Origin of the sequence: Pseudoalteromonas aurantia 208 (assembly GCF_014858725.1) — a bacterium.
Lineage (GTDB): Bacteria > Pseudomonadota > Gammaproteobacteria > Enterobacterales > Alteromonadaceae > Pseudoalteromonas > Pseudoalteromonas aurantia.
In genome coordinates this window covers 1930440-1954845 of record NZ_AQGV01000012.1, presented here as the reverse complement: position 1 = coordinate 1954845, position 24406 = coordinate 1930440, and the positions used below count along the sequence as shown (strand labels likewise).

General features: G+C 40.8%; 20 protein-coding genes. 10 read left to right on the top strand and 10 right to left on the bottom strand.

Annotated features, from left to right (window positions below):
• Positions 1 to 39: 39 nt before the first annotated feature.
• Complete coding sequence (gene mnmC / locus PAUR_RS12245; RefSeq protein ID WP_192508571.1) at positions 40 to 2031, bottom strand: bifunctional tRNA (5-methylaminomethyl-2-thiouridine)(34)-methyltransferase MnmD/FAD-dependent 5-carboxymethylaminomethyl-2-thiouridine(34) oxidoreductase MnmC; 1992 nt, start codon at positions 2029 to 2031, stop codon at positions 40 to 42.
• Positions 2032 to 2211: 180 nt separating this feature from the next.
• Here mnmC and fabB point away from each other — a divergent pair, with 180 nt between their 5' ends.
• On the top strand, positions 2212 to 3426 hold the full coding sequence (gene fabB / locus PAUR_RS12240) for a beta-ketoacyl-ACP synthase I (protein WP_192508007.1): 1215 nt from the start codon (positions 2212 to 2214) through the stop codon (positions 3424 to 3426).
• Between the two features lie 432 nt (positions 3427 to 3858).
• Here the strand turns inward: fabB and smpB are convergent, their stop codons facing one another.
• Positions 3859 to 4341 (bottom strand): SsrA-binding protein SmpB, encoded by a 483-nt coding sequence (gene smpB, locus PAUR_RS12235; RefSeq protein WP_192508006.1) that lies wholly within the window; start codon positions 4339 to 4341, stop codon positions 3859 to 3861.
• 141 nt (positions 4342 to 4482) lie between these two features.
• Between smpB and PAUR_RS12230 the strand changes: the two genes are divergently transcribed.
• Both PAUR_RS12230 and PAUR_RS12225 read left to right on the top strand, forming a co-directional pair.
• A complete protein-coding gene (locus PAUR_RS12230) occupies positions 4483 to 4920 on the top strand; it encodes a type II toxin-antitoxin system RatA family toxin (protein ID WP_192508005.1) in 438 nt (145 codons plus the stop codon).
• Complete coding sequence (locus PAUR_RS12225; protein ID WP_192508004.1) at positions 4917 to 5231, top strand: RnfH family protein; 315 nt, start codon at positions 4917 to 4919, stop codon at positions 5229 to 5231. Before PAUR_RS12230 ends, PAUR_RS12225 begins: the two co-directional genes overlap by 4 nt.
• A 94-nt stretch (positions 5232 to 5325) precedes the next feature.
• On the opposite strand, the gene PAUR_RS12220 is transcribed toward PAUR_RS12225, so the two are convergent.
• The gene (locus tag PAUR_RS12220) at positions 5326 to 5685 is read right to left on the bottom strand and encodes an outer membrane protein assembly factor BamE (protein ID WP_192508003.1); all 360 of its coding nucleotides are present in this window, start codon (positions 5683 to 5685) and stop codon (positions 5326 to 5328) included.
• Between the two features lie 126 nt (positions 5686 to 5811).
• Between PAUR_RS12220 and PAUR_RS12215 the strand changes: the two genes are divergently transcribed.
• Positions 5812 to 6129 carry a GIY-YIG nuclease family protein gene (locus PAUR_RS12215; protein ID WP_192508002.1) on the top strand — a complete coding sequence of 106 codons (318 nt, stop codon included), beginning with the start codon at positions 5812 to 5814 and terminating at the stop codon, positions 6127 to 6129.
• Here PAUR_RS12215 and PAUR_RS12210 read toward each other — a convergent pair.
• From PAUR_RS12210 to ilvC, 4 genes are all read right to left on the bottom strand, one after another.
• On the bottom strand, positions 6057 to 6995 hold the full coding sequence (locus PAUR_RS12210; protein WP_192508001.1) for a M28 family peptidase: 939 nt from the start codon (positions 6993 to 6995) through the stop codon (positions 6057 to 6059). The genes PAUR_RS12215 and PAUR_RS12210 overlap by 73 nt on opposite strands.
• A complete protein-coding gene (locus tag PAUR_RS12205) occupies positions 6937 to 8127 on the bottom strand; it encodes a tetratricopeptide repeat protein (protein WP_192508000.1) in 1191 nt (396 codons plus the stop codon). The genes PAUR_RS12210 and PAUR_RS12205 overlap by 59 nt, the downstream gene beginning before the upstream one ends.
• Positions 8128 to 8292: 165 nt before the next feature.
• Entirely contained in the window at positions 8293 to 10206 is a 1914-nt protein-coding gene (locus PAUR_RS12200) for a methyl-accepting chemotaxis protein (RefSeq protein WP_192507999.1), read from the bottom strand.
• A 187-nt stretch (positions 10207 to 10393) separates the two neighbouring features.
• Complete coding sequence (ilvC, locus tag PAUR_RS12195; protein ID WP_192507998.1) at positions 10394 to 11866, bottom strand: ketol-acid reductoisomerase; 1473 nt, start codon at positions 11864 to 11866, stop codon at positions 10394 to 10396.
• A gap of 142 nt (positions 11867 to 12008) precedes the next feature.
• Here ilvC and ilvY point away from each other — a divergent pair, with 142 nt between their 5' ends.
• The 6 genes from ilvY to PAUR_RS12165 all read left to right on the top strand — a co-directional run bounded on the left by ilvY (position 12009) and on the right by PAUR_RS12165 (position 20447).
• Complete coding sequence (gene ilvY / locus PAUR_RS12190) at positions 12009 to 12908, top strand: HTH-type transcriptional activator IlvY (protein ID WP_192507997.1); 900 nt, start codon at positions 12009 to 12011, stop codon at positions 12906 to 12908.
• Between the two features lie 68 nt (positions 12909 to 12976).
• On the top strand, positions 12977 to 13660 hold the full coding sequence (locus PAUR_RS12185) for a response regulator transcription factor (RefSeq protein ID WP_192507996.1): 684 nt from the start codon (positions 12977 to 12979) through the stop codon (positions 13658 to 13660).
• A 297-nt stretch (positions 13661 to 13957) separates the two neighbouring features.
• On the top strand, positions 13958 to 15784 hold the full coding sequence (locus PAUR_RS12180; protein ID WP_192507995.1) for a DUF4856 domain-containing protein: 1827 nt from the start codon (positions 13958 to 13960) through the stop codon (positions 15782 to 15784).
• Between the two features lie 82 nt (positions 15785 to 15866).
• The gene (locus PAUR_RS12175; RefSeq protein WP_192507994.1) at positions 15867 to 17177 is read left to right on the top strand and encodes an imelysin family protein; all 1311 of its coding nucleotides are present in this window, start codon (positions 15867 to 15869) and stop codon (positions 17175 to 17177) included.
• The gene (locus tag PAUR_RS12170; protein ID WP_192507993.1) at positions 17170 to 19362 is read left to right on the top strand and encodes a TonB-dependent receptor family protein; all 2193 of its coding nucleotides are present in this window, start codon (positions 17170 to 17172) and stop codon (positions 19360 to 19362) included. Before PAUR_RS12175 ends, PAUR_RS12170 begins: the two co-directional genes overlap by 8 nt.
• Positions 19363 to 19436: 74 nt before the next feature.
• On the top strand, positions 19437 to 20447 hold the full coding sequence (locus PAUR_RS12165) for a sterol desaturase family protein (protein WP_192507992.1): 1011 nt from the start codon (positions 19437 to 19439) through the stop codon (positions 20445 to 20447).
• 6 nt (positions 20448 to 20453) lie between these two features.
• On the opposite strand, the gene PAUR_RS12160 is transcribed toward PAUR_RS12165, so the two are convergent.
• The 3 genes from PAUR_RS12160 to PAUR_RS12150 all read right to left on the bottom strand — a co-directional run bounded on the left by PAUR_RS12160 (position 20454) and on the right by PAUR_RS12150 (position 24231).
• Positions 20454 to 20672 (bottom strand): DUF3820 family protein, encoded by a 219-nt coding sequence (locus tag PAUR_RS12160; protein ID WP_192507991.1) that lies wholly within the window; start codon positions 20670 to 20672, stop codon positions 20454 to 20456.
• A gap of 91 nt (positions 20673 to 20763) precedes the next feature.
• Positions 20764 to 22785: a TonB-dependent copper receptor gene (locus tag PAUR_RS12155; RefSeq protein ID WP_225738347.1), complete on the bottom strand. Its 2022-nt coding sequence runs from the start codon at positions 22783 to 22785 to the stop codon at positions 20764 to 20766.
• 222 nt (positions 22786 to 23007) lie between these two features.
• Positions 23008 to 24231 carry an EAL and HDOD domain-containing protein gene (locus PAUR_RS12150; RefSeq protein WP_192507990.1) on the bottom strand — a complete coding sequence of 408 codons (1224 nt, stop codon included), beginning with the start codon at positions 24229 to 24231 and terminating at the stop codon, positions 23008 to 23010.
• Between the last annotated feature and the right edge of the window lie 175 nt (positions 24232 to 24406).

Here is a 24406-nt window from a genome sequence, read left to right as displayed (position 1 = left end):
AAAAGCCACCTATTGCAGACGGCTTTTTGAATGATAGCGTTAAACACCAATTTTATTACGAATTAAATCTCTAACAATAAATCGATTTGGGTGTATTACATGATGTACACGTTCGCTGAGTGGTCTGGGCTCATTACATAAGCTGGCGACTAAGTGCTCTGTTGTGAGGGGCGCAGTACATAACCCTCTAGCACCAAACCCCGTAAGAACGTGCAGTCCTTGATGAGGCGTTACCGGAGTGCCAAACCCATAATGTTTACCTTTGGTTAAATTATGGAAGCTATCGATTAAATCTTGTTGCTCTGGTACTTGACCAAGCATTGGTACGTGGTCGCTAAAACAACAACGCACTGCGGCTTTCTCGCTGTTAATTTCTCCCAAACCTTGGGCAAATTCAGTTTGATTGTAAAATTTCATAAGCTGTGCATGATTGGTTTCATTATCATCCGCTTTGACTTCTCGGCTTTTGGTATTTTTATCGAATGTGGCCCCCATACAATGCTCACCATTGTGGCTAGGTGTAAAATATCCTTTGTGGCACAATACTGTGCTTAATTTACTTGATTCAGAGCCTTGAGCAATATGTGACACTTGCCCCCGCACGCCATGAATATTTATGTCAGCAGTTTGGCTAAAGCGATCGCTATGTTCACCTGCACAAATAAAAACATCAGAAAAAGGCCCGAACTTTTCATCCTCTGTCTGTAAATACCAGCCGCTTTCAGTATGTTCTAGTCGTTCAATATCCGTATTAAAATAGTTGTCGGATTTTATCTGTTGTTGCGCAGCATTAAATATTGCATGTGTCAGTTGCGCTGGGTCTACCCAGCCGGCCTGTTCGATGAATAACCCCGCATATGGCAAGGTTACACTCGCGATATCAGAGGCTTCAGACTGGGTTACAGGCCTAATTAAAGGGGTTGGCCATTGAGCTTTGTTGACTAAGTTACTATGTTGCTGTGTTTTACTGTCATTAAAAGCTTGTAATAGTACGCCACACCAATTGTGATCAAAGTGATACCCTTGTTTATGTATATCATCGTAAAATCGTCTAGCGTATAAAAATGTGTGGGCGTATAGTTCACTGGGGGGAGAATTATCCGCTTGTAAATTCGGATAAACAGCACCTTGGCGATTATGGGAAGCGCCTTGTGCGAGTTTGCTATCTTGACAAAAAAAAGTGCTTTTTTTCCCTCGTTTGGCTAATTGATATAGCAAGCAACTGCTTGCGATACCCCCTCCAATAATTGCGACGTTGTTTAACGCACGCGTATTATGGTAATAATATGCTGGGGTGGTTTCCTGCTTTGTTGCTTTTTCTAGTGTGCCTACTACCATTTCGCGTTTACGGCCGAAACCTTTGACTTTCTTGCAGATGAAACCTGCATCTTGTAAACCGCGACGGACGAACCCTGCGGCCGTGAATGTCGCAAACGTTGCGTTACACCGAGATAAATCGGCCATTGCGTTGAATAAACTCTGTTGCCACATATCTGGGTTTTTACTCGGCGCGAAACCATCTAAAAACCATGCGTCAACAATCCCTTGTGACTGGTAGCTTAATTGGGGTAATGAGTTATGAACATCACCAAACCATAAATCTAATACGACTGTGCCTTGCTCAAATTCAAGACGATGGCACCCAGCAAGTGCAATGGGGTAGTGGCTACATAGCGCATTAGCTTGTTGTTGCAGTGATGGCCATGCAGCAAGTGCTTTCACGAGTTCTTGGTGTTTAATTGGAAATTTTTCAAATGAAACAAAATGGAGTTTATTCACAGCGCTGTTTTTTGGTCGATTATTAAATTGTAGCCAAGCATTGAGAAAGTTTAACCCAGTGCCAAATCCTGTTTCAGCGATGGTAAAATGAGATTGGTCATGATTTTGTAATCGCTCGGCTATATTATTCTGAGTAAAAAAGACATAATGAGACTCAGCGAGTCCGTCATCATTTGAGAAATATACGTCATCGAACCTATCGGCGACTGGCGTGCCCATCTCATTGAAATGGATTTGTGCATTTTTTATCATAGTAATATGTAGTAACAGCAAAAATATTAATGTCATTTTACGCGTTTTATATGTAATAGTCCGTTGTAATTTGAGTAAAAAGAATTCAGAGTACGTGTGTAAGCTGGAAAGCTGACCACTTAGGTGGGCATTTCAGCGTAGAATAGCCACAATTTAGTAAATGACTAAGGGAATTTACCCATGAGAAGAGCCGTAATTACGGGGATCGGTGTAGTTTCAAGCATCGGCAATAACAAGCAAGAAGTATTAGAATCTCTACAAGCAGGAAAAAGCGGTATCGTTTTTAACCCTGAATTTGCCGAGTATAAATTACGTAGTAATGTCTCAGGTAACCTTGATATTAACGTAAAAGACTTTGTTGACCGTAAAGCACACCGTTTCATGGGAGATGCAGCTGCATTTTCTTATATTTCAATGGCGCAGGCTGTTGAAGATTCAGGCTTATCAGAAGATCAAGTCTCTAATGAGCGCACGGGCTTAATTGTTGGCTCAGGTGGTGGTTCTTCTAAGCATCAAGTTGAAGCCGCAGATATATTACGTGAAAAAGGTGTAAAGCGTGTTGGGCCGTATATGGTCCCGCGTACTATGGCGAGTACAACATCAGCATGTTTGGCAACCCCTTTTAAAATTAAGGGCGTCAATTACTCAATTAGTTCAGCATGTGCCACATCTGCTCACTGTATTGGTAACGCCGTTGAGCAAATTCAGCTTGGTAAGCAAGATGTTATTTTTGCAGGTGGTGGTGAAGAATTACATTGGACACTGGCAATGGAATTTGACGCAATGGGGGCATTGTCTACAAAGTATAATGAAACACCGGCACTGGCTTCTCGTACGTATGATGCAAACCGTGATGGTTTTGTTATTTCGGGTGGTGGTGGTATTGTTGTTGTTGAAGAGTTGGAACATGCACTTGCTCGTGGTGCGCACATCTATGCAGAAATCGTAGGTTACGGCGCGACATCAGATGGTTATGATATGGTAGCGCCTTCAGGTGAAGGTGCAGTACGCTGTATGAAGCAAGCGATGCAAGATGTAGATGGCCCGATTGATTACTTAAATACGCATGGTACATCGACCCCAGTTGGCGATGTTAAAGAGCTAGGCGCTATTCAAGAACTGTTCGGTGAGAAATCTCCTGCAATTAGTGCCACAAAAGCGATGACAGGCCATGCACTAGGTGCTGCAGGTGTACATGAGGCAATATTTTCAATATTAATGCTAGAAAATAACTTTGTCGCACCATCGATTAATATTGACGAGTTAGATGAACAAGCGAAAGGCTTAGATATTGTGACCGAACGTCGTGATGTTGAGTTAAACACGGTGATGTCAAATAGCTTTGGCTTCGGCGGTACAAACGCAACACTCGTGATGCAAAAGTACAAAGGCTAAGTTTAAACACATAAAAAAACCTCGCTAAGCGAGGTTTTTTTATGTCGATTTTTGATAAATACTGACTAAAGCTGATGCTTTTTCAATTGCCGTGTTGGCACATGTTATGTGGTTTCTCCTCAATGAATTCAAATAGATGATGTTTTGCTTTAGGAGGTACACCAACCACGATGCACAGTACGAGCCGTGTAAAGCGAAGTTTTATACTTGTTCTACTCTATGTGATTCATCGGCTGATAGGTGTGCTAACACATGATGGCACGATTTGAGTGAGAACGTATTCACCTTGTTCTGAGTGAGTTAAGTAGTGCAACCGCTGGTAGGTATCTGTCATGACTGCGCGCAATATAAGGTCCCAAAATACAAAACGCCCAATAATATATTGAGCGTTGTAATCTGAACAGTATCTTCCCTTATTAGAGAAAACTGAAGTTAGCGTGCTGAATGCTTCATAAGACGCTCTTTTTCACGAGACCAATCTTTATCTTTGGAGTCTGAACGCTTGTCATGCATTTTTTTACCTTTGGCTAAGTGAAACTCTAGTTTTACCCAGCATTTTTTCCAATACATTGCGGTTGCAATAAGGGAAAAACCATCTCGCTCTGTTGCACCCACTAACCGGTCAATCTCCCGCTTGTTTAATAATAATTTACGATACCTCATAGGATCGCAAATAACATGCGTTGAAGCACTGTTTAGTGGTTGAATTTGACTGCTAAGCAAAAATGCTTCGCCATCTTTAAGGTGAATGTAGGTGTCTGAAATGTTTACTTTGCCCGCTCGGATACTTTTAACTTCCCAGCCTTGGAGCTCCATACCCGCTTCAAACTTATCGTGTAAAAAATACTCATGTCGCGCTTTTTTATTGAGCGCGATGGTATTGGTTGTTGATTTTGATGATTTTTTCTTTGCCATAATGGCTGTAGTTTACCTAGAAAAGTGGACAGAAAATAGTGCTTTTTCAAATTTATGTCTTATTTTCGCGCAGGAGCTTACTGCATACAAGATAAATTTTCAAAAGCTTGCTAAAATCGCGACAAATAGAATGGAGTAACTATGCCACAAATAGAAAAAAGTGCGTTGGTGATGTATAGCACTCAAGAAATGTTTACTCTGGTTAATGATGTTGACGCATACCCAGAATTTTTACCAAATTGTTCAAATGCAAAAATTATTGAAGCAACCTCAAACGATATGGTTGCCAGTTTAGAAATATCAAAAGCTGGGCTTAAAAAGTGGTTTACCACAAAAAATAGTTTTGATGGCAATCAAATGAAAATGCAGTTAGTGGATGGGCCATTTAAGTCACTATATGGTTATTGGGAGTTTATTGAATTAGATGACCAAGCTTGTAAAGTGACGTTAAAACTTGATTTCGAATTTGCAAATAAGTTAGTGGAATTGGCTTTTGGGAAGATTTTTAATGAAGTTGCTAAAAATATGGTAACAGCGTTTACGCAGCGCGCTAAAACGGTATATGGGGCACGCTCATGATAAAAGTTGAAGTAGTATTTGCAGTGCCTCACAAAGCGGTGGTGTTAACCGTAGATGTTGCAGAAGGGACTTCTGCTGAGCAAGTGGTACTACAATCAGGCATACTTGATAAATGTCCAGATATTGATCCTACTAATTTAACATTAGGGATTTGGAATCGCACAGTAAAAGGCAAGCAAGCTGTAAAGGAAGGGGACCGAATCGAGATTTATCGACCACTCATTGCAGATCCGAAAGATGCACGTCGACGTCGAGCAGAAAAAGCAAAAGAAGAAGGCAGAGCAAATAAGATCACCGGTGGTAGAACCTAGAGAGTAGGTCATTAACTGTGGTGATTGGTCTATCGGTGCTTAAGACAACAAAAAAGGGCCTAAAGCCCTTTTTAATCTTGAACTATCAAAAGCGTTATTCATCTAAAGGAGTGTTGAACTCTTTAGGCTCATCATAATCGCCGGTAATACGGGTTAGCTTTTCATCTTCAAAATACACGGTCAGCGATTTACGTTGTTCTGATTCACGGTCTATATTGAATACATAAGCATAGTGCCAAGTCTTACTGTTAAAAGCATCCTTCGCGATGGGGCTGCCTAAAACAAATAACACTTGTTCGCGAGTCATGTTTATGCGTAGTTTTTCTACATCTGACTGTTCTAAAAAGTTACCTTGTGGCACATTGATGCGATATACCCAGCTAGAGCAACCAGACAGCATTACCGTCGTTATAAAAGCAACGAGCCAAACAGAAAGGGATTTATTAGACTGCATGTATTTGTGTATCCTTATTTTCAATTATTTGCATGATACCGATTAAGCGCAGAAGGTAAAGCTTCTTGTCGAAGTTCGACCTTAGTGTATAGAAAAAGTTTCTCAATAGAAGGGAAAAAATAAGAAATGTCTGAGATTGATGCCAAGTCAACCTGGTATATTTATATTGTTGAAACACGGTTTGGTCATTGGTATACCGGGGTGACTAATGATGTAGCTGCCCGTATTGAGGCGCACCAAGAGGGAAAAGGGGCCAAAAATTTAAAAGGCAAAGCACCGCTACAATTGGTTTTCTCATACCCAGTGGGTACTAAAAGTGATGCTTGTAAATTAGAATGGCAAGTTAAAAAACTCAATAAAGCACAAAAAATTCAATTGGTTGCTTCTAATGGTGAGTCGAGTAATTTAACGATAAAATCACTAATGAAATTAACAACAAGCTGATACCGTTCAAAATTAATAGCGGTTATTGTATCGCGCTTAGTGTGGTGGTTTTTATCTTCCCCAATGCCGAAGTAAATATAAGGTATGCGTGCTTTGGCGAATGCATAGTGATCACTGGCGCGATGCCAATCAATTCGAGGGTTATCCATCATTCTTTGCATTTTATAACGTGAATTCGCAATTCTCAGGTTGAAGTCAGGCTTAGGGAGTGTCTTAAGGATAGATAGAGCGTTGGAAGTGTGCTTAGAATGTAACACGTAGACTCTATTTTTAGACGTTGGGGCTAACATATCTAGATTTATGTTTAAGGCGATATCTGTGGCCTTGAGTTGACTTACAAAGTATTTTGCACCGTATAAGCCTTTCTCTTCTGCATCTGTTGCGACAAACGTCACTGAACGGTTTCGCGTTTTGTTGTTCAGTAGTTCGGCCAAATAAAGTAACGCAGATGTACCCGATGCATTGTCATTTGCACCGGCATAGTAAGACGTGGGTTGTCCTCCTAAATGGTCATAATGGGCTGTAATAACGAGGTTGTTCCCACAAGTTTGTGTATTACAGGGTAGCGTTGCGATGATATTATGCCCTGTAGCATGGCGAAAAAAGCCAGCCTTAAATGGAAAAGCTTGATATTTCGTTTCTAAATTTAGATGCTCAAATCGATTGTATATATATTGCCCGCTAATATTTGGGGTGTCAGTTTTACCAGCGGATCGCCCAGCATGTGCTGGGCTTGTTAAAGTGAGCATATCTTCGTGCAATTGCGACGCACTAGCTTGATAGGCGGCGGTAAAAAAGGCTAAAACACTAATTTTTAGCCACAGTTTGTAACCACTGAAGTTTATTTTGGTAGCGTTTTCGATCATGGTTAAATTCAGATAATTTATAAGCTTGTGATAAGTACTTTTGTGCTTGCTCAAGGTTACCTCGGTAATAATGTACTTTTGCAATGCCAAAATAACTGCTATGCAGTTTAGTATCAAGTCTTCTTGCCCTATTAAAGTGACGAAGCGCGAGGCTTAAATTGTTCGCTTCTAAAGCTTCATTCCCTAATACAATTTGGTAGTACGGGTTATCTTTGCGTTCTGCACTGAGTTTGCTTTCGATTGAATCCGCTAGATGCGCTCGTTCGGTTAATCTATACAATAACGCCATATTTCCCATCACAGTTTTGTTATCTACGTTTAATGCTAGGGCTTGTTGATAAGTTTGCTCTGCAAGTTGGTGTTGGTTAACGATTCTATATAACACCCCAAGATTACCCCATGCACCTGAGTAATGTTCATCAATATTTATCGCGGCCTTAAAATAGTTATAGGCAAAGTCGTGCTCGCCATTAATCATATGTATGGCGCCACGGTTGCTATAAAACATGGCTAAAATTCTTTGCTTAGTAATGTTTGATGTTGGGAATTTTTGTTGGCGACTGTTGGGATCAAAATCAATCGTGAGCGATTTTGGTGCTGTATAAAGTGACACAGCACTGGTTCTTGTTCGATTTCTGGCAAAGTTTGATTCAGTGATAACCAAGTTCACATGCCCGGTTAATAAACTATACCCTAATGTTTGATCCCAATATTCTGGAATATGTACTCTTTGGAATTGGGATTCAAAACCAAGGTGCTCGGCGAGGCTAAATGATAAAATAGATAATGAAAGGCAATTCGCATTGAGATCAAAGTAGGCTTCTGAAGCGGTTAAATTGGCACCTGACTGATAAGACAGCGATGATTCACCATTATCTACTAAAAATTTAAGTAAGGTTTGGGTCTGTGATAACGAAGGGGTTGCCCCTCTAAAATACACATCAAGTTGTGTTTTTATTTTAGCATCAAGCTGAAATACTTCGCGTTCACTCGGCACGCGATGTTCGGTGAAAAGGGTGTCGTTCAATAAGTTTTTATTTGTCGATACTTGTTGTTCAGTGCTGTAACACGCACTTAGTAAAAAACATATCGGGATCAGACTGACGAATTTTATTTTATTTAGCGTGGACATAACCACCTCCCACTTAAAACTGCTTATTTATCAAGCATAGTTCAAAATATAACTGAGGAGTAGTTTGTTTGGTTACAAATTGTTGCAGGAATAAATGGTGTTTATATCGCTTGATATAAACACCATTTAGAAGCTCGGTTAAGTGAACTTTTATAGGCCGCTAAATTACCCTTGCTCAAAGCTGGCTACTAAGCCATCTAGTATTTTAGCTGAGTCTGCAAGCGCTTGAATTGAATGCTCAGTATTTAACTGCTCATTCATAACTTCATCGCTAATGGTGCTGATATGTTCAATGCTTCGGCCCACATCGGCAACCACGTTACTTTGTTCTTCGGTGGCAGCAGCGATTAATGTGGTCATATCATTAATTTGGTTTGCAGTTTCGGTGATGGTTTCCATCAGTTCCACAGAGTTTTGCATTGTTTCAACACTTTGTACTGCTTGATGCTTCGACTGACTAATTTGTTTGACAATAGAGTCAGATGCAACCGTTAACTCTGTAATTGTGGCTTGAATCTCATCAGTTGATTGCGAAGTTCTACTGGCGAGTGCACGTACCTCGTCAGCTACTACGGCAAAACCACGACCATGTTCACCCGCGCGTGCAGATTCAATTGCCGCATTGAGCGCTAATAAATTCGTTTGTTCTGATATTCCGCGAATGACATCGACAATATTGGCAATAGATTGCGTTTTTTCGGCCAATGTCGTTACTTCTGAGGCCATCGCATCAATATCATTAGCCAACCCTTGTAGCTGGGTTTGACTTTGCTGAACACCATGATGGCTCTGATTTGACATCTCTTTGCTCTGTTCTGTCAATTTAGCTGTATTATTTGCGCTTCCAGCAATCTCTTGTACCGTTGCCCCCATTTCATTTATTGCGGCAGCCACTGAAATAGTTTGTGACTTCTGCTCATCGAGAGATTGAGAGTTACTTTGGCTCTGTTCAAAAACGCGTTCACTGGCACTACGAATATCGCCACTTTCACTGGCAACTTTCTTTATGGCTTGCTCAATTTTATTAATAAACTGGTTAAAACCCTCGGCCAAAGCCTGTAATTCTGGTTGCTCAGATTCTGGCACTCTGTAATTTAGTTTCGCGTCTCCGCTCCCTAAACGTGCAAATAGTTGTGCCATATTTGATAGCGGCGCACTTAAATTTTTAGCTAAGAATAAGCTAATCAAACTCGCAACGAGTGCAACGGCAACCGAAAAAGCAATTATCTGCCACTGCAGGGATAGAATCTCTTCAATGACTTCAGATTCAGGCACTTGGGCGATGACATATAAGTCAGTACCAGCAATTGGACTTGCTGCGACTAAGGTTGTCTGCTCGGTTAGGTTGAGTTTCTCAACGACGAAGTCTTGATTGGAAAGTAAACTACCAACAGCTTGGTTGCCGTATAAATCTCTGAGTGTGGTGGTGGCAACTAATGCTGCATCTGGGTGCAGCTGAATGGTACCTTCTTTATTGACCACAAATACAAATCCGGTTTTTTCGATTCGCATATTACTCAACATACGTTGCATATCATCAATGCTTTTTGCAAGGCCAGCAAGGCCGACGCCATTTGTTTGCTGATGATTGACAAACATTTTTACATCCCCAGGGGATTCTTGGAAAATGCTAATTGAGTATTCGGCTCCGCTTTGTGTAAAGCCAAAGAACCAGCCATCTTGTTGATGATTGAGTTCTCTGAGAAAGCCATGTTGGTTCCAATACTGTCGTGTTTCTCGGTTAGCCCATGAAGCCGTGGCCAATTGATATTGGTCAACCAACCTTCCGAGCTCGTTCACTAATAGCGTTTCACTGAGTTGCCCACTCTTTGCTGACTCAGTAATAAAAACATTACTAGAGAGTTGTTTAGCAGCATCTTTTAGTTGGTAGATTTGTTTTGAGATTGACTTGTTAATGCTTTCGACTTTTGCAGGTAGCTCTGACTCCAACATGCGTGTTTCAGTCATCGTTTTTGCGCTATAAATCGCAGTAGCACCGATTATCCCTGCAACAGTTATTGCAATTAGGCTACCTAATAATGTGATTTTTTGAGTGATTGTAAGGCTAGTTTTTCGCATTGATCCACACTTTTCTAAAACAAGGGAACTATTCTACCATAATCAATAATGCGATCGAACAAAGTGTAGCAATTGTTCATTAAATTACCACTTTTGTATAATGTTAAAAAAGGTACGAATGAAGCATAGATATGAAAAAAGCCCATAGCGAATGCGTATGGGCTCGGTTTCTAACAAGCGAACTGGTTTAAACTATTTTTTTCATAGCAGACATGTAGCCGCGTAGTTGCTCCCCAATGATTTCGACTGGGTGGCTACGAATGGCTAAGTTAGCATCGATAAGCTCTTGATTATCAGCATAGTTGCTTGTTACATCTAAGCCTTTACCAATAACGTCGGTATCAATGTTTTCCATAAAAGGTTTAAGGAGTGGCAAACATGCATGGTTATATAAGTAACAACCGTATTCTGCAGTATCTGAAATAGTGCTATTCATTTCGTATAGCTTTTTACGCGCAATCGTATTGGCGATAAGTGGCGTTTCATGAAGTGATTCATAGTATGCTGACTCATCAATGATCCCTGCAGCAGTCATTGTTTCAAACGCGAGTTCAACGCCGGCTTTGACCATTGCTACCATAAGAATGCCTTTGTCGAAAAAGGTTTGCTCTGAAATTTCTTGATCAGTATTAGCTTGCTTTTCGAATGCAGTTTCCCCCGTTTCTGCACGCCATGATAATAACTTAGCATCATCTTCAGCCCAATCAGCCATCATACCTTGTGAAAACTCACCACTAATGATGTCATCCATATGTTTGTTATATAGCGGACGCATAATCTGTTTTAACTCTTCACTTAATGTGAAGGCTTTTAACTTTGCGGGGTTAGATAAGCGGTCCATCATATTTGTGATACCACCGTACTTAAGTGCTTCAGTGATCACTTCCCATCCATATTGAATGAGTTTTGATGCGTATGCAGCGTCGATACCTTGCTCAACCATCTTATCGAAACATAATAACGAGCCTGTTTGTAACATACCGCATAGAATGGTTTGTTCACCCATTAAATCTGATTTTACTTCAGCGATGAATGATGACTTAAGTACACCCGCACGATGACCGCCAGTGCCCGCAGCATATGCTTTAGCTTGGGCTAAGCCCTTGCCTTGTGGATCATTTTCTGGGTGAACAGCTATTAGCGTAGGCACTCCGAAACCGCGCTTGTATTCTTCGCGTACTTCAGTGCCTGGGCATTTTGGTGCAACCATGATAACCGTAAGATCTTCACGAACTTGCATGCCTTCTTCAACGATATTAAAGCCATGAGAGTAAGCGAGTGTTGCGTCTTTTTTCATTAAAGGCATAACCGCGTTAACAACCGAAGTGTGCTGTTTATCAGGTGTTAAGTTTAGAACTAAATCGGCACTTGGAATAAGTGCTTCATAGGTACCAACAGTAAACCCATTCTCTGATGCATTTAAGAAAGATTGGCGTTTTTCAGCAATCGCAGATTCACGTAAAGCATAACTAACATCGAGTCCTGAGTCTCTTAGATTCAGACCTTGGTTTAACCCTTGTGCACCACAACCTACAATGACAAGTTTTTTGCCATTTAGTACGCTCACACCCTCATTAAATTCTTGAGGGTCCATAAATTCACATTGTGCCAGTTGTGCTAGCTGCTCTCTTAGTGGTAAAGAGTTAAAATAATTCGCCATGTTAGTGCCTTAAAAATAAGAAAGTATTTAAATAGAGTGTGAAGCCAGCATAAGCGCTGTTATTAATTACGTAAAATGATATATTTGAATTGTAGTATTTCATATTATGAAACACTACCTAGCGTAAGTAATGTGAGGCCGTATGGATCATAAGCAATTAAAGTATTTTTTGGGACTTGCAGAAACACTGCATTTTGGCCGGGCCAGTGAACAGTGCCATATTAGTGCCCCTACATTGAGTAGACAGATTAAGCAGTTAGAGCAAGAACTGGGTGTCGCTTTATTTATTAGAGATAACCGCAGTGTGAGTTTAACAGCTCAAGGGAAAGCGTTTGTTGAGTATGCACGTACAACCTTGTCGCAGTGGCGGCAGTTTAAGAGCCAATGTCAAGATAGTCGACAGCCACTAAGTGGAGAATTGAGCTTTTATTGTTCTGTTACGGCGACTTATAGCTTTGTTTATGACTTGTTTGCACAGTTTAGACAGCAGTATCCCGCGATAGAGTTGAACTTGAATACTGGAGATCCAGCATTTTCTATTGCCCATGTGCAAAATGATAAAGAAGACCTTGCTGTTGCTGTCAAGCCAACACATTTACCCAATGGTATATCGTATCTGCCACTTGGACGTTCACCCTTGGTGATTATAGCACCGACAATGGCATGCCCTTTGAGTGACTTATTGGACTCAAACGTCAATGGAGTGATGGAGTGGAGCCAATTACCCTTTATCATGCCGGAACATGGCATCTTAAAAGAGAGGCTTGATACCTTTTGTACTGAGTTGCAATTTACACCGAAAGTATACGCCCATGTTTCAGGGCATGAGGCGATGGTCGCCTTGGCAAGCTTAGGGTTTGGCATTGCGTGTATCCCTGAGATAGTGCTGGCTCAATCACCCTTTAAAGAGCAAGTTCGGTATTTGACCGTGTCAGAACCAATGGAGCCGATAGAAGTGGGCTTAGTGTGTAAAACAAAGCGATTGACTGACCCTGTTGTTGCTGTGTTGTGGAAAACGGCAGAGAATTTGTTCACCTTGTAAAGCTGCCATTCAGTTTCAAGCATTAAACTAGCCAAATTAAAATAAAAACTAATCCTTTAGGTGTAGAAATGGCTAAAATTTTGTTCGCTGAACGTGAATCGGAATGTTTTATACAGCGAAAAATAATATTTGAGCAAGCAGGATATGAAGTTTTTCATTTTTCGAGTGAGGCTGATATGCCTGATTGGGAAGGGGTTCAAGATATTTCGGGTGTCGTTGTCAATGAGCAATTTACCCTTGATAATCCAACAGACCTAATTGATAAAATGAAGTCACAGTTTGCCGCACCTGTCATGGTTTTTACGGAAAAAACAGACGAAGCTGACCATAGCTTTTTGTTGGAGTCGGGGGCGGATGATGTAATAACGAAAACAGCCACCCCGCGTTTGTGGCAAGCAAGGCTGAATGCGCTGCTACGTCCTGCGGCGTCAAAATCAAGCTCTTTATTGACATTTGGACTGCTAGTAATCGATGCTCGAGCACGGCTAGTGACATTGAATGATAAAGAAATTTACCTGACAAGTCATGAATTTGAATTACTATGGTTATTGGCAAGTAATGCAGGGAGAGTAATTAGTCGAGAGCATGTTTATAAAACTATCATTGATAAACCCTATCAAGATGACACTCGAACGGTTGACGTACGCATTTCACGACTACGAAAAAAATTAGAAGATGATTCATCACAACCTGGAAAAATAAAAACGATCTGGAAACAAGGTTATATTTTTGTTAAAGACGCTTGGCGGTAGCTTGTAATATTTAATGTTACGCAATTATCTTTGTGTTGCAATGAGTTGTTTGTATGAATTAGCTACTTCTTTCTTGAATAAAAAGCGAAATAAATATCAGATAGATTGCTTGTTTTATATGTGTTTGAACAGCAATTTTTTTGTAAATCTATGATTTTTACCAGATAGAGGTTTACAAATTGTCATATTTACTTTGTTTCGGCAACGCAAATAATATTGATTGCTATTTATATGCGTGTATACTTTTGTCCCAGATAAGAAAATGCAAATACAAATAATTTTCAGAGGAAATCATAAATGATTTTACGTAAGTCTCTTCTTGCAACATCTATCCTGGCTGCAACTCTTGGTTTAACCGCGTGCGGTGGTTCTAGCTCAAATGATTCAACGCCAACTACACCAACGACTCCTACAACACCGACTAATGCTGCGCCGACAGACATTACCTTGTCGTCTAGCGCTGTTGCTGAAGATGTTGTTGGTGCAGAAGTAGGCACTTTGACTGCAGCCGATGATGCAGACACAGGTCATACTTTCACAACAGATGATGTACGTTTCACAATTGAAGATGGCACGTTAAAGCTGAATAGCCATCATGCTATGAACTTTGAGCAATTAGCTGAAGGTGAAACAATCACTGTAAAAGTGAAAGTAACAGATGCGGGTGACCTTACATTTGAAAAAGATTTAGTATTGTCTGTTGCTGATACCGCATCAACGGCGGGTGTAAATGTCTATGAGTTTGATACTAAGCTTACCGGAGAGAGTGGCTCTTCTGTATCATATACAGGCCAGACTGCACGTCATGCATTGTCAGCTGAGATTAAGTCATATATGGGCAAATTCAATGCTGAATATATTGAGTCACTAGGCACTGATGCGCCGACTATCGCTAGAGCGCGATTAGATGCTTTATGGGGTGACTATGCGGCGGTAGCAGATGATGAGATTTCACACCTAGGTGATAGTGCAGCATTAGCGGCTGGCTACACGCAAACTACATTTTCTCAAATATCGGGTTCAGGTAAAGAACTCAGCGGTAAAATCGCTGGTGCAGATGCATCGAAAATGTACAAAGATTGGTTAAAAGAAGATGGCTCTGGGCTAGTTGGTTGGACTAACTTTGGTGAAAATGCGAAAACACCTGAAGGACTAGTTAAGCACTACTTTGATTTATTTGAGTCACAAATTCAAAAAATGGTTGGTGGCGAGCAACTAAAAGATCCGGCTGGTAACGTTATTACTAAGGCTTATATCACCCCTGAAGGCTTAGATTTAGTGCAACTGGTACAAAAGCATACTTTAGGTGCATTAATGTTTTCACAAGGTACAGATGATTACCTTGATGATGGATTAACAAGCCAAAATATTGAAGCACATAAAGATGGAAAGTCATATACCTCTCTTGAGCATCAATATGATGAAGGTTTTGGATACTTTGGTGCATCTCGTCATTATTTAGAATCATCAGATGACGAAATAGCGAAAAAAGGTGGCAGAGATACACACCAGGGTAAATACGATGCAAATATGGATGGCAAAATCGACTTAGCTGCGGAATTTGTTTGGGGCAACGCGTCAAATGCTGCAAAGCGTGATAGAGGCACATTACAAAATAATGTCACGACAGATTTCACAGCTGTTGCAATGACTAACTTCATTCAAGGCCGAAAGATCATTAACGACAATGTTGGTGTTGCGTTAACTGCAGAGCAAATGACGCAAGTTAAGGCGCATGTCTTTGGTGCATCATTAGCGTGGGAAAAAGCAATCGCTGCAACAGTGGTTCATTATATTAATGATTCACTAGGTGATTACGCGAATATTGAAGACGGTGAATACACAGCCGATGAATTCGCGTCACTTGCTAAGCATTGGGGTGAAATGAAAGGCTTTGGTTTGAATTTCCAGTTTAGCCCGTTCTCTCCATTTGCAGATAATGACCTTAATCCTAAGAAAGACAGTGTAGGACCGGCAAAATTTGCTGAATTGCACACGTTATTTGGAGATGCACCCGTGCTAGTTCAGGCTGATATAGCAGCGTATAAAACTAAATTAGAACAAGCTCGTGAGATATTAAAAGTGGCATATGACTTCAATGAAGACAATGTACTTGGTTGGTAATATAACCATTTAATCTACTATTAAGGTTAGCTCTTTATAAGGGAGCTAGCCTTTTTTTATATTTAAATAATTAGGAACAAATATGAATTCTGTTTCGAAATTAAGATACATACCGTTGGCTTTTTCGGTACTCTTAACAATAAGTCTAAGTGGTTGTGGGGAGAGTACATCGGGGCAATCAGGTAGTGCTTTTGATGACGGTAACAATAACGGTGGAGACAGCGGTGGTGATAATAACGGAGGCGATACATCTTCTTTTGATGAGAAAGCCATGATCGCAGGACTTGTTGATCAAGTTATTACGCCGACTTTTACTGCATTTCAAAGTGAAACAGCATCTTTATACAATGACGTAAAGAGTTACTGTGAGGTTGAGCAAACGATTGATGACTCAACGACAGACTTTGCCGCACGTGATGCGCGATTCGATTCAGCAAAACAAAGCTGGAGAGAAGCGATGACTGCTTGGCAGCAAGCCGAGTTGATGTTGTTGGGACCGCTTTCGGCAAATGAAAGTGCGCTAAGAAACGTTATTTATTCATGGCCTTCTAAAAGCCTGTGTGGTGTTGACCAAGATACCGCGTATTTTGAAGATGGGGTAGTAAACCAAAATAGCGCAAGGCCATATGATTTAAAAGACCGAACGTTTACACGTAGAGGTTTATTATCGTTGGAGCACCTATTATTTAATACATCCTACACCCATAACTGTAGCGTTGAAAATGAAGCATTAGCGGGTTGGAACTCCCGTACTGAACAGTCGGTTCGAATTGCGCGCTGTCAATTTGCGACAGAAGTCAGTAAAGACCTAAATGAGAATGCACAATCATTGGTATCGCAGTGGAATGCTGAAGATGGATACGCGAACGAGCTTAAAAATGCTGGTGAGGCTGGAAATTCTTTTGCAACGCCTTTAAAAGCCGTTAATGCGATATCTGATGCGTTATTTTACCTAGACAAAGAAGTTAAAGATTTTAAATTGGGTATTCCACTGGGACAGTTTACAAACTCTTGTGGTACGTCAGTTTGTTCAAAAGATGTTGAAAACTCAATTTCAATGCATTCACTTGAAAATTTAAAAGCCAATTTAATGGCTTTTGAAAAACTTTTCTTAGGTAATGAGATAGGAAGTGAAGCACAACTCGGTTTTGACGATTTCTTAATTGAATCTAACGCAGAAGATACTCGTAACTTGATGGTCAGTGGTATCAATGATGCAAAAGCTGCCACAAATGCGATTGAAACAAGTTTGTATGATGCGTTAAATAATGACAGTGACAAAGTTGAAACTACCCATGCGAAAGTTAAGGATGTAACTGATCAGTTGAAAAATGATTTTATAAATAAACTCGCCCTAGAACTTCCTAAAACATCGGCAGGTGACAATGACTAATTCAACTAAATTAACACAATCAGCTATAGCAGTGACGTTGGCACTCATACTGCCATTTGCGAATGCGGCTGACGAAAACAGTGATGACGGTTTAGAGCACATAACGATTATCAGCCATTATGATAAGTTGAGAACGGAAGCCGGTTCAGCAACACTGATTGGTGAAGCTGAGTTGGAAAAGTTTGAATACAATGACATTCATCGCATTCTTGCCTCTGTACCTGGAATTAATATTCGAGAAGAAGATGGTTATGGCTTGAGGCCGAACATTGGTTTTCGAGGTGTAACTCCAGAAAGAAGTAAAAAAATAAGTATTATGGAAGATGGCGTGTTAATTGGACCATCACCCTATTCTGCTCCAGCGGCATATTATTTCCCAATGACGACGCGGATGACAGCTGTTGAAGTGTTTAAGGGGCCTGCGGCCATTAAACACGGTCCACAAACCGTTGCGGGTGCGCTGAATTTAGTAACGCGACAAATCCCTGAGTTTTCTGAGGGGGCAATTGACTTGTCAGTGGGTGCGGATGGTTATCAGAAAGCGCATGCCCATTTTGGCTCTGTAGTAAATAATGTCGGCTTTTTATTGGAAGGCGTAACCCTTAAAGCGGATGGTTTTAAAGAACTCGATGGTGGGGGTGACACTGGGTTTGTTAAAAATGATTTGCTGGCAAAATTTAACTATAAATTTGAAGCAGACGGCATAGAGCATACACTGGGGCTGAAGTTGTCGTATTCAGATGAAGAGTCTGATGAAACGTATTTAGGTTTAACTGATCAAGATTTTGCAGATACACCTTATCGTCGATACGCAGCTTCGCAACCCGCTTTGATGGATACAGAGCATCAGCAGATTATGTTTTCTCACTTTGCTGATGGTGAAAACTTCAGCGTAGCCACTCGGGTATATCGAAATGATTATGAACGAGCTTGGAAAAAACTGAATGGGCTACTAAATAGCTCAGTGTCGTTACAGAAAATTTTACATGACCCAGAAACATACGAGTTAGCATATGGTGTTATATCTGGAAAAATAGACTCAGTTGCTGATGGGTTGCCGACTCAATTTCTTAATATGGGCACAAACGATCGAGAATACTACTCTCAAGGTATCCAAGTCGATGCTGATTTTGAGCAAGAGCTTTTTGGATTTACCCATAATATCGCTGCGGGTGTTCGATATCATGAAGATGAGATTGAACGAAAGCATTTTGAAGAAACCTATGAAATGGTGTCTGGGATAGCGCAAAAAGCAGTGCCAGATATACGGGCTGCAACACAAGATATTGAGTCAACAAAAGCATGGTCTGTCTACATTGAAGATAAAATCACACTAGACGCTTTAACTTTGGGTGTGGGTGTTCGGGGTGAGTTCATGGATATGCACTACCAAGATCAGAGAAATGCAGATTTATGGCAAGATAAGTCGACTCATATTTGGTTGCCAAGCATCAGTGGTTTTTATCAATTATCTGAAGAGTCTGGAATATTATTTGGTGTGCATGAAGGCTTTGTGCCTTCGTCACCTAAAAGACGGGCATCAGAAGAGTTGGAAAATAGCATCAACTATGAGTTTGGAGGCCGGTTTAATGATGGTGTTACACAGTTTGAAGTGGTTTCTTTCTTTAATGATTACCAAAATTTAACAGAGACTTGCGGGTTTTCTAATTGCGGTATTATTGAAGGTGAAACATTTAGTGGTGGTGAAGTTGATGTTTATGGTGTGGAAGTACAATTCTCACAAAGCTACCCATTAAATTTGCATATTGATATCCCTTATAGCTTCGTGTATACGTATACACAAAGTGAGTTTAAGAATTCATTTCAATCTAGTTTTGCTCAATGGGGACTAGTTGACGCTGGTGATAGTTTACCCTATTTAGCGGATCATCAAGCCACCTTCAATATCGGATTCTCAGGCAGCGGCTGGAAAGTTAACTTTTCAGTGAAATATGTTGATGAAATGCAAGAAGTAGCAGGCACTGGAGAAACGCTTTCTGGTTCAATTGTGCCCTCTAGTACGACATTAGATTTATCTGCTAGCTATGATTTTGATCAATATGGTCGCGTTTATGCGAAAGTAGATAATGTATTTGATAATGTGGACATTGTCAGTAGACGTCCATATGGAGCACGTCCGGGTAAACCGAGACAGGTTTCAGTAGGGTACAAATACGCATTTTGATATTTAGATGTAATACCATTTTATAATAGGGCCACTTAGTTGGCCCTTTTTTGAAGGTATGTTAGGGGAGTATAATGCTAGAGCAGTTGTGGCAAGCTATTGCGGGATTACCGCACTATTTAATTGATGCGAATAAGCGAATCTACATACCTTATTTGCTCAGTGCGATTGTGATGGCAATACCGGTGTACCTAGCGAGCGAACAGGTGCGATCCGGTCGCGGTTTTGCGAAGTTTTTATTTCCTAAAAAAGTGTGGCTGTGTCAAAGTGCACGGTTAGATTATGTACTTCTTGTCACGAATACCTTAATTAAAGCTGCGACATTTGCACCAATCGTATTGACGATGGTACCGGTTGCTATTTTTATTACTGACACGTTGGAGGCATTATTTGGTGCGCCATTACACTTAGCATGGCCAAGTGGCGTGATTATAGCTGCTTTTACTTTGATGTTATTTATCGTCGATGATTTGACTCGATTTTTATTACACTTAGCACTCCATAAAGTACCATTTCTATGGGAAATACATAAGGTACATCATTCAGCGAAAGTCCTGACACCATTTACAATTTATCGCTCTCATCCGATTGAAAGTTATTTTTATGCGTGCCGAATGGCGTTAACGCAAGGCATTGTAGTGGGGTTGGGTTATCATTTTTTTGGTACTGGACTCAGTATGTACGACATACTCGGGGCAAATGCGTTTGTATTTGTATTTAATATCTTTGGTGCCAACCTTAGGCATTCGCATATTCGCTTTACTTGGGGGGATAGACTAGAGAATTGGTTTATCAGTCCTGCCCAGCACCAAATCCATCATAGTGATAACCCCCAGCATTTTGATACGAATTTAGGCTCAGCATTGGCGATTTGGGACCGGATGTTTGGATCTTTAATTCGCGCATCACAGGCACCGCATATTTCGATAGGGGTTGGCAAATATGACGCGGGGCACGACTCACTCATTGCTATTTACGGTAAACCAATGCTCTTGGCTGTTGAAGCGTTGTTACCGCACAAATTGGGTAAACGGCTGGTGCAAAAGCAATCAGTAAAAAAGGCCGTAAATAAACTGGATCAATAAATAGAGTTATTTAGACGAAAGTAATGGCATGAGTACCTGCTCAAGTCCATTCAACTTTACTTCATAAATCATTGCGAGTTGTTCACCTAATATTCCTTGAGGAAAGCCTTTGCTCTTAAACCAAACAACATAGGGTTCAGGTAAAAGGAGTAAAGGAGTACCTGCATACTTGCCAAATGGCATTTTAGTATTAATGGCTTTTAGCAGAGCCTGTTGATCGTGCATATGTTGTGTTCAACCGGAGAGTAAGTGTGCCTTTATTGTATCAAGGCACACCATTAGGTAAAGGCAAAGAACCCCGTCAATACAAAGCGTATCAGAAACGCCAGTTAACATTGGCCCACAGTGTTATGCCTGCTTCATTTATTTTATCAATTTGTGGGTAGCCACTGACGGCAGTGCCTGATTTGCTTAAATGTTCACTGTAAGTTTTATCAAGTACGTTATCGACACCTAATGTCCAATCAAGGCTGTCGGACTGACTATAGCTCGCGTTCAATGCTAGAGTGCCAAAACCAGCAGATTCTCCGAAGTCTTGCCCCGCAATATTACCTTGTCCAACAGCGACTCTATGTTGGGCAGCAACAATGCGCCAAAGTACACCGATATGCCAATTTTGGCGCTGATAATCTAAGGTAAATCGAGCTTGCAATGGGGGCTGTTGTGCCAAAGGCAGGTGATCAGATAAGTTACTAGCACGCACGTAGTTGATGCTGGCTCCGGATATCCAGTTTTTAGTGAGGTCATAGCTCACGTCAGCTTCAAAACCGTAAGTTTGAGCATCGACATTGCGGGTCACTTTTTTATTCATAGAGCCCTGATTGAACAGATTGTCTGTTAAAATATAATCGTCAATTTGACTATAGAAAACAGAGACGGAACCTTGCCATTGTGTACGTTGGTGAACTAGACCGATATCAAGTTGATTGGTTTTTTCTATGTTTGTATGAAATGCACTTAGACTGTCAGGACCTTGACGACTACCGCCTAATAATTCCCAATAATCAGGAAATCGTTCTGTATGGCCGAAGCCAATAAAGTAGCTACTATCATGACGTTGCTGTTGGATCCGAGCAAAGCCGCTCCACAGGTTATCTCTACGGGTTAATGAGGCGCTCGGGTTTGGCATTGTTTTCATCATAGATGAAATACTTTGTCGTTCATCTGTTGCTTGCCAATGATCTAAACGTAAACCCGTCACCACTTGTTGGTTTTTATCTACACTATATTCATATTCAGCAAATACACCGGTCTTTTCAAATTCTCCATCAATTGAGCGCGGCAGAGTGTCGTATGGTATCTCAAACTGGTTACGACTGACTCGATTACGGTGACGATCTTGCTGGTGATCGACCCCGAATTTGACGGTATGGCCCTCATTTAAATTGGCATCAAATAGAAGTTTGCCCCCTTGTGTTCGGCGGTCAGGGTTCGAAGCTGTAGGCGTTTTCATCATCATGTTAGGCACGAAGGGTCTTAAGCTATAGTTGTCCATAACGTGGTCTATATTATTGTAATACCACTGTGCTCCAACATTGGTGATTATATTGTGGTTAATCGCCCAATCGGTGCGTATTGTGGTGTGAGTCCTATCGAATAAACTGCCATCCATCATACGGTCAGCGTAAGCCGCTTCGCCATCACTGCGACCATAAGTAATGCTGATTATTTTGTCATCGGCAGGTGTGTAAGCAAACTCGGAGTCAGCATTCCAACGTTTATATTGTGAATGAATCACATTATTGTCACCGTCTGAAAAATCATCTGCGCGATTATAGCTGCCAGAAAATCGGACATAATACTCAGAGGAACCCGCTTTAATATCCGTGTTTAGGCCGCTTCGATTTGCACTAGCGAATACAATATTGGCAAACCCATCGACCCGTGGCTTGTCTAAGCGCTCTAAAGTACGTTCAAATACCACGGTTGCAGCACTATTGCCTGAACCATATAAAACAGTTTGCGGTCCCTTTATCACTGTCAATGTATCGTAAGACTGTGGGGTAATGTAAGCGGTTGGCGGGTCCATTCTATTACCACACCCTCCAAGCGCAAGGCCACCGTTGCTGACGATATTCAACCGAGATCCTGCCATGCCCCTAAATACTGGATCGCTACTAGCCGATCCTTTTTTTATTAATGAAAATCCAGCGATGCTGGTGAGTAAATCAGCCCCATCTTGTGCTGGAAGAGGTTGACGAGGCAGTTTTGGATCAGTTTTGATATCTAATGGTGAATGCATAGGAGCAACAACCACAATACGCTCTATATCGTCGTAGTTAGCAGATGCATTGAGAGAGGTTAATAGTGCAAGGCTAATTAGAGTTTTTTCCATCATTGAGTCTCAGTCATTAAATTGTGATGGATTTTATATGTTTAGCGTCGGTTTGGAGTGTGACAGATTGTCGCATCAAGACTGGTTTTACAGTAATTTTGATGTAGGTCAATATGAGGTATTGTTACGCTAAAGAATATAATTGGTTGGTCTATGTTGTTACAGTTAAGAGGGGGAGTGACCATAAAAAAAGCATGTATACGAGGAGGGTTAAGTATGAGCGCGTTAGCGCTCGATGACTTGCATTTGTTCGTTACTCCAATTGACTGCATCACTATAAATTTCAGGTAAGCAGGTCGAGTCTAGCTTTAGGTCTGCACAGGTTTGTTGTGCTTTTTCCCATTGCGCTTGTTCATAATCCATCGCAATTGATAAGTATGTGGCGAGCACTCCATCACCATTGAGTAACGCATCTTTTATTTCGATAACCAGAGGTAGTTTACTCATTACACTGTCCATGGTCTCGTCAAGTATGGCGTCCATCAGCGACATCATACCCGATAGAAACGCGCTGCCTATATTGTGCTTATCATTTCTCTTGGTTGCTAACAGTTCACAAAAACGAGCTCGGGTTAGTGATAGCTTAATAAGCTCCATTGGCTTTTCAGCAGAGACCTGTGCAGCGAACAATAGTGACAGAAACTTTTTTAACTCTGCGTTACCAAGCACTACAAGCGCTTGTTTAATCGTACTTATTTCTGCTCTACGCTTAAATGCAGCAGAGTTAGAATACCTTAAAAGTTTATAAGATAAGTTAACATCACGTTCAAAAACAGCAGTTATTCTTTGTAAATCGACATCGACACTGGACGTTTCATACAGTAGTTCTGCGAGGGCCATTTCTGAAGGTGGGAGGGCTTTACTTTGTACCATTTCAGGTTTAGCAAAAAAGAAACCTTGAAATAAGCTAAACCCCCAATCAATCGCTTGCTGGTACTGCTCATATGTTTCGACTTTTTCAGCAACTAGTTTTATGTTGTTGAAGCCTTTAGTCGCATCGATAATTTCTAGTATTTCTGCGTGTGATGTGGCAAGGAAGTCAACTTTAATTTGATCAATAAATGGATAGAAGTGTCGCCATACTTTTTGATGTTGATAGTCATCTAGAGCAATTGTATAGCCTTTATCTTTGAGATCTTGTACGGCAGCCAGCAGCCGCTTTCCTGGCTGCACGGTTTCTAGGATTTCAACCACAATCTGCTCTCGGTTGAGCATGGTTGGGTAGCCTTTTAATAACGTTTCAAGGGTAAAGTTGATATAGGCGGGCTTATTGTCTGTCAAATCATCCAATCCAAAATTGAATTGGCTTCCTTCAATTAAGCGAGATGTTGCTTCGTCCCCATCAATATTTGGAAAAACATTGTCAACTCCGTCACGAAAAAGCAGTTCATAGCCTACTAATTCTTTGTTGATGTCTAAAATAGGTTGGCGGGCAGCATAAAAATACATCTACAACAGGTCTCTTTTAATACAACTATAATTTCAATATAAGTGATGTTGCGTAGTAATTCATTATTTTTTTATAATTGTTTCGTCTTTTGGTATTAATTTAATGGCTCATTTAGGTTTTTCAACTGGATATTTGTAGGGTAACCATGCTGTACTGGGGTAGAGGAAGTAGACG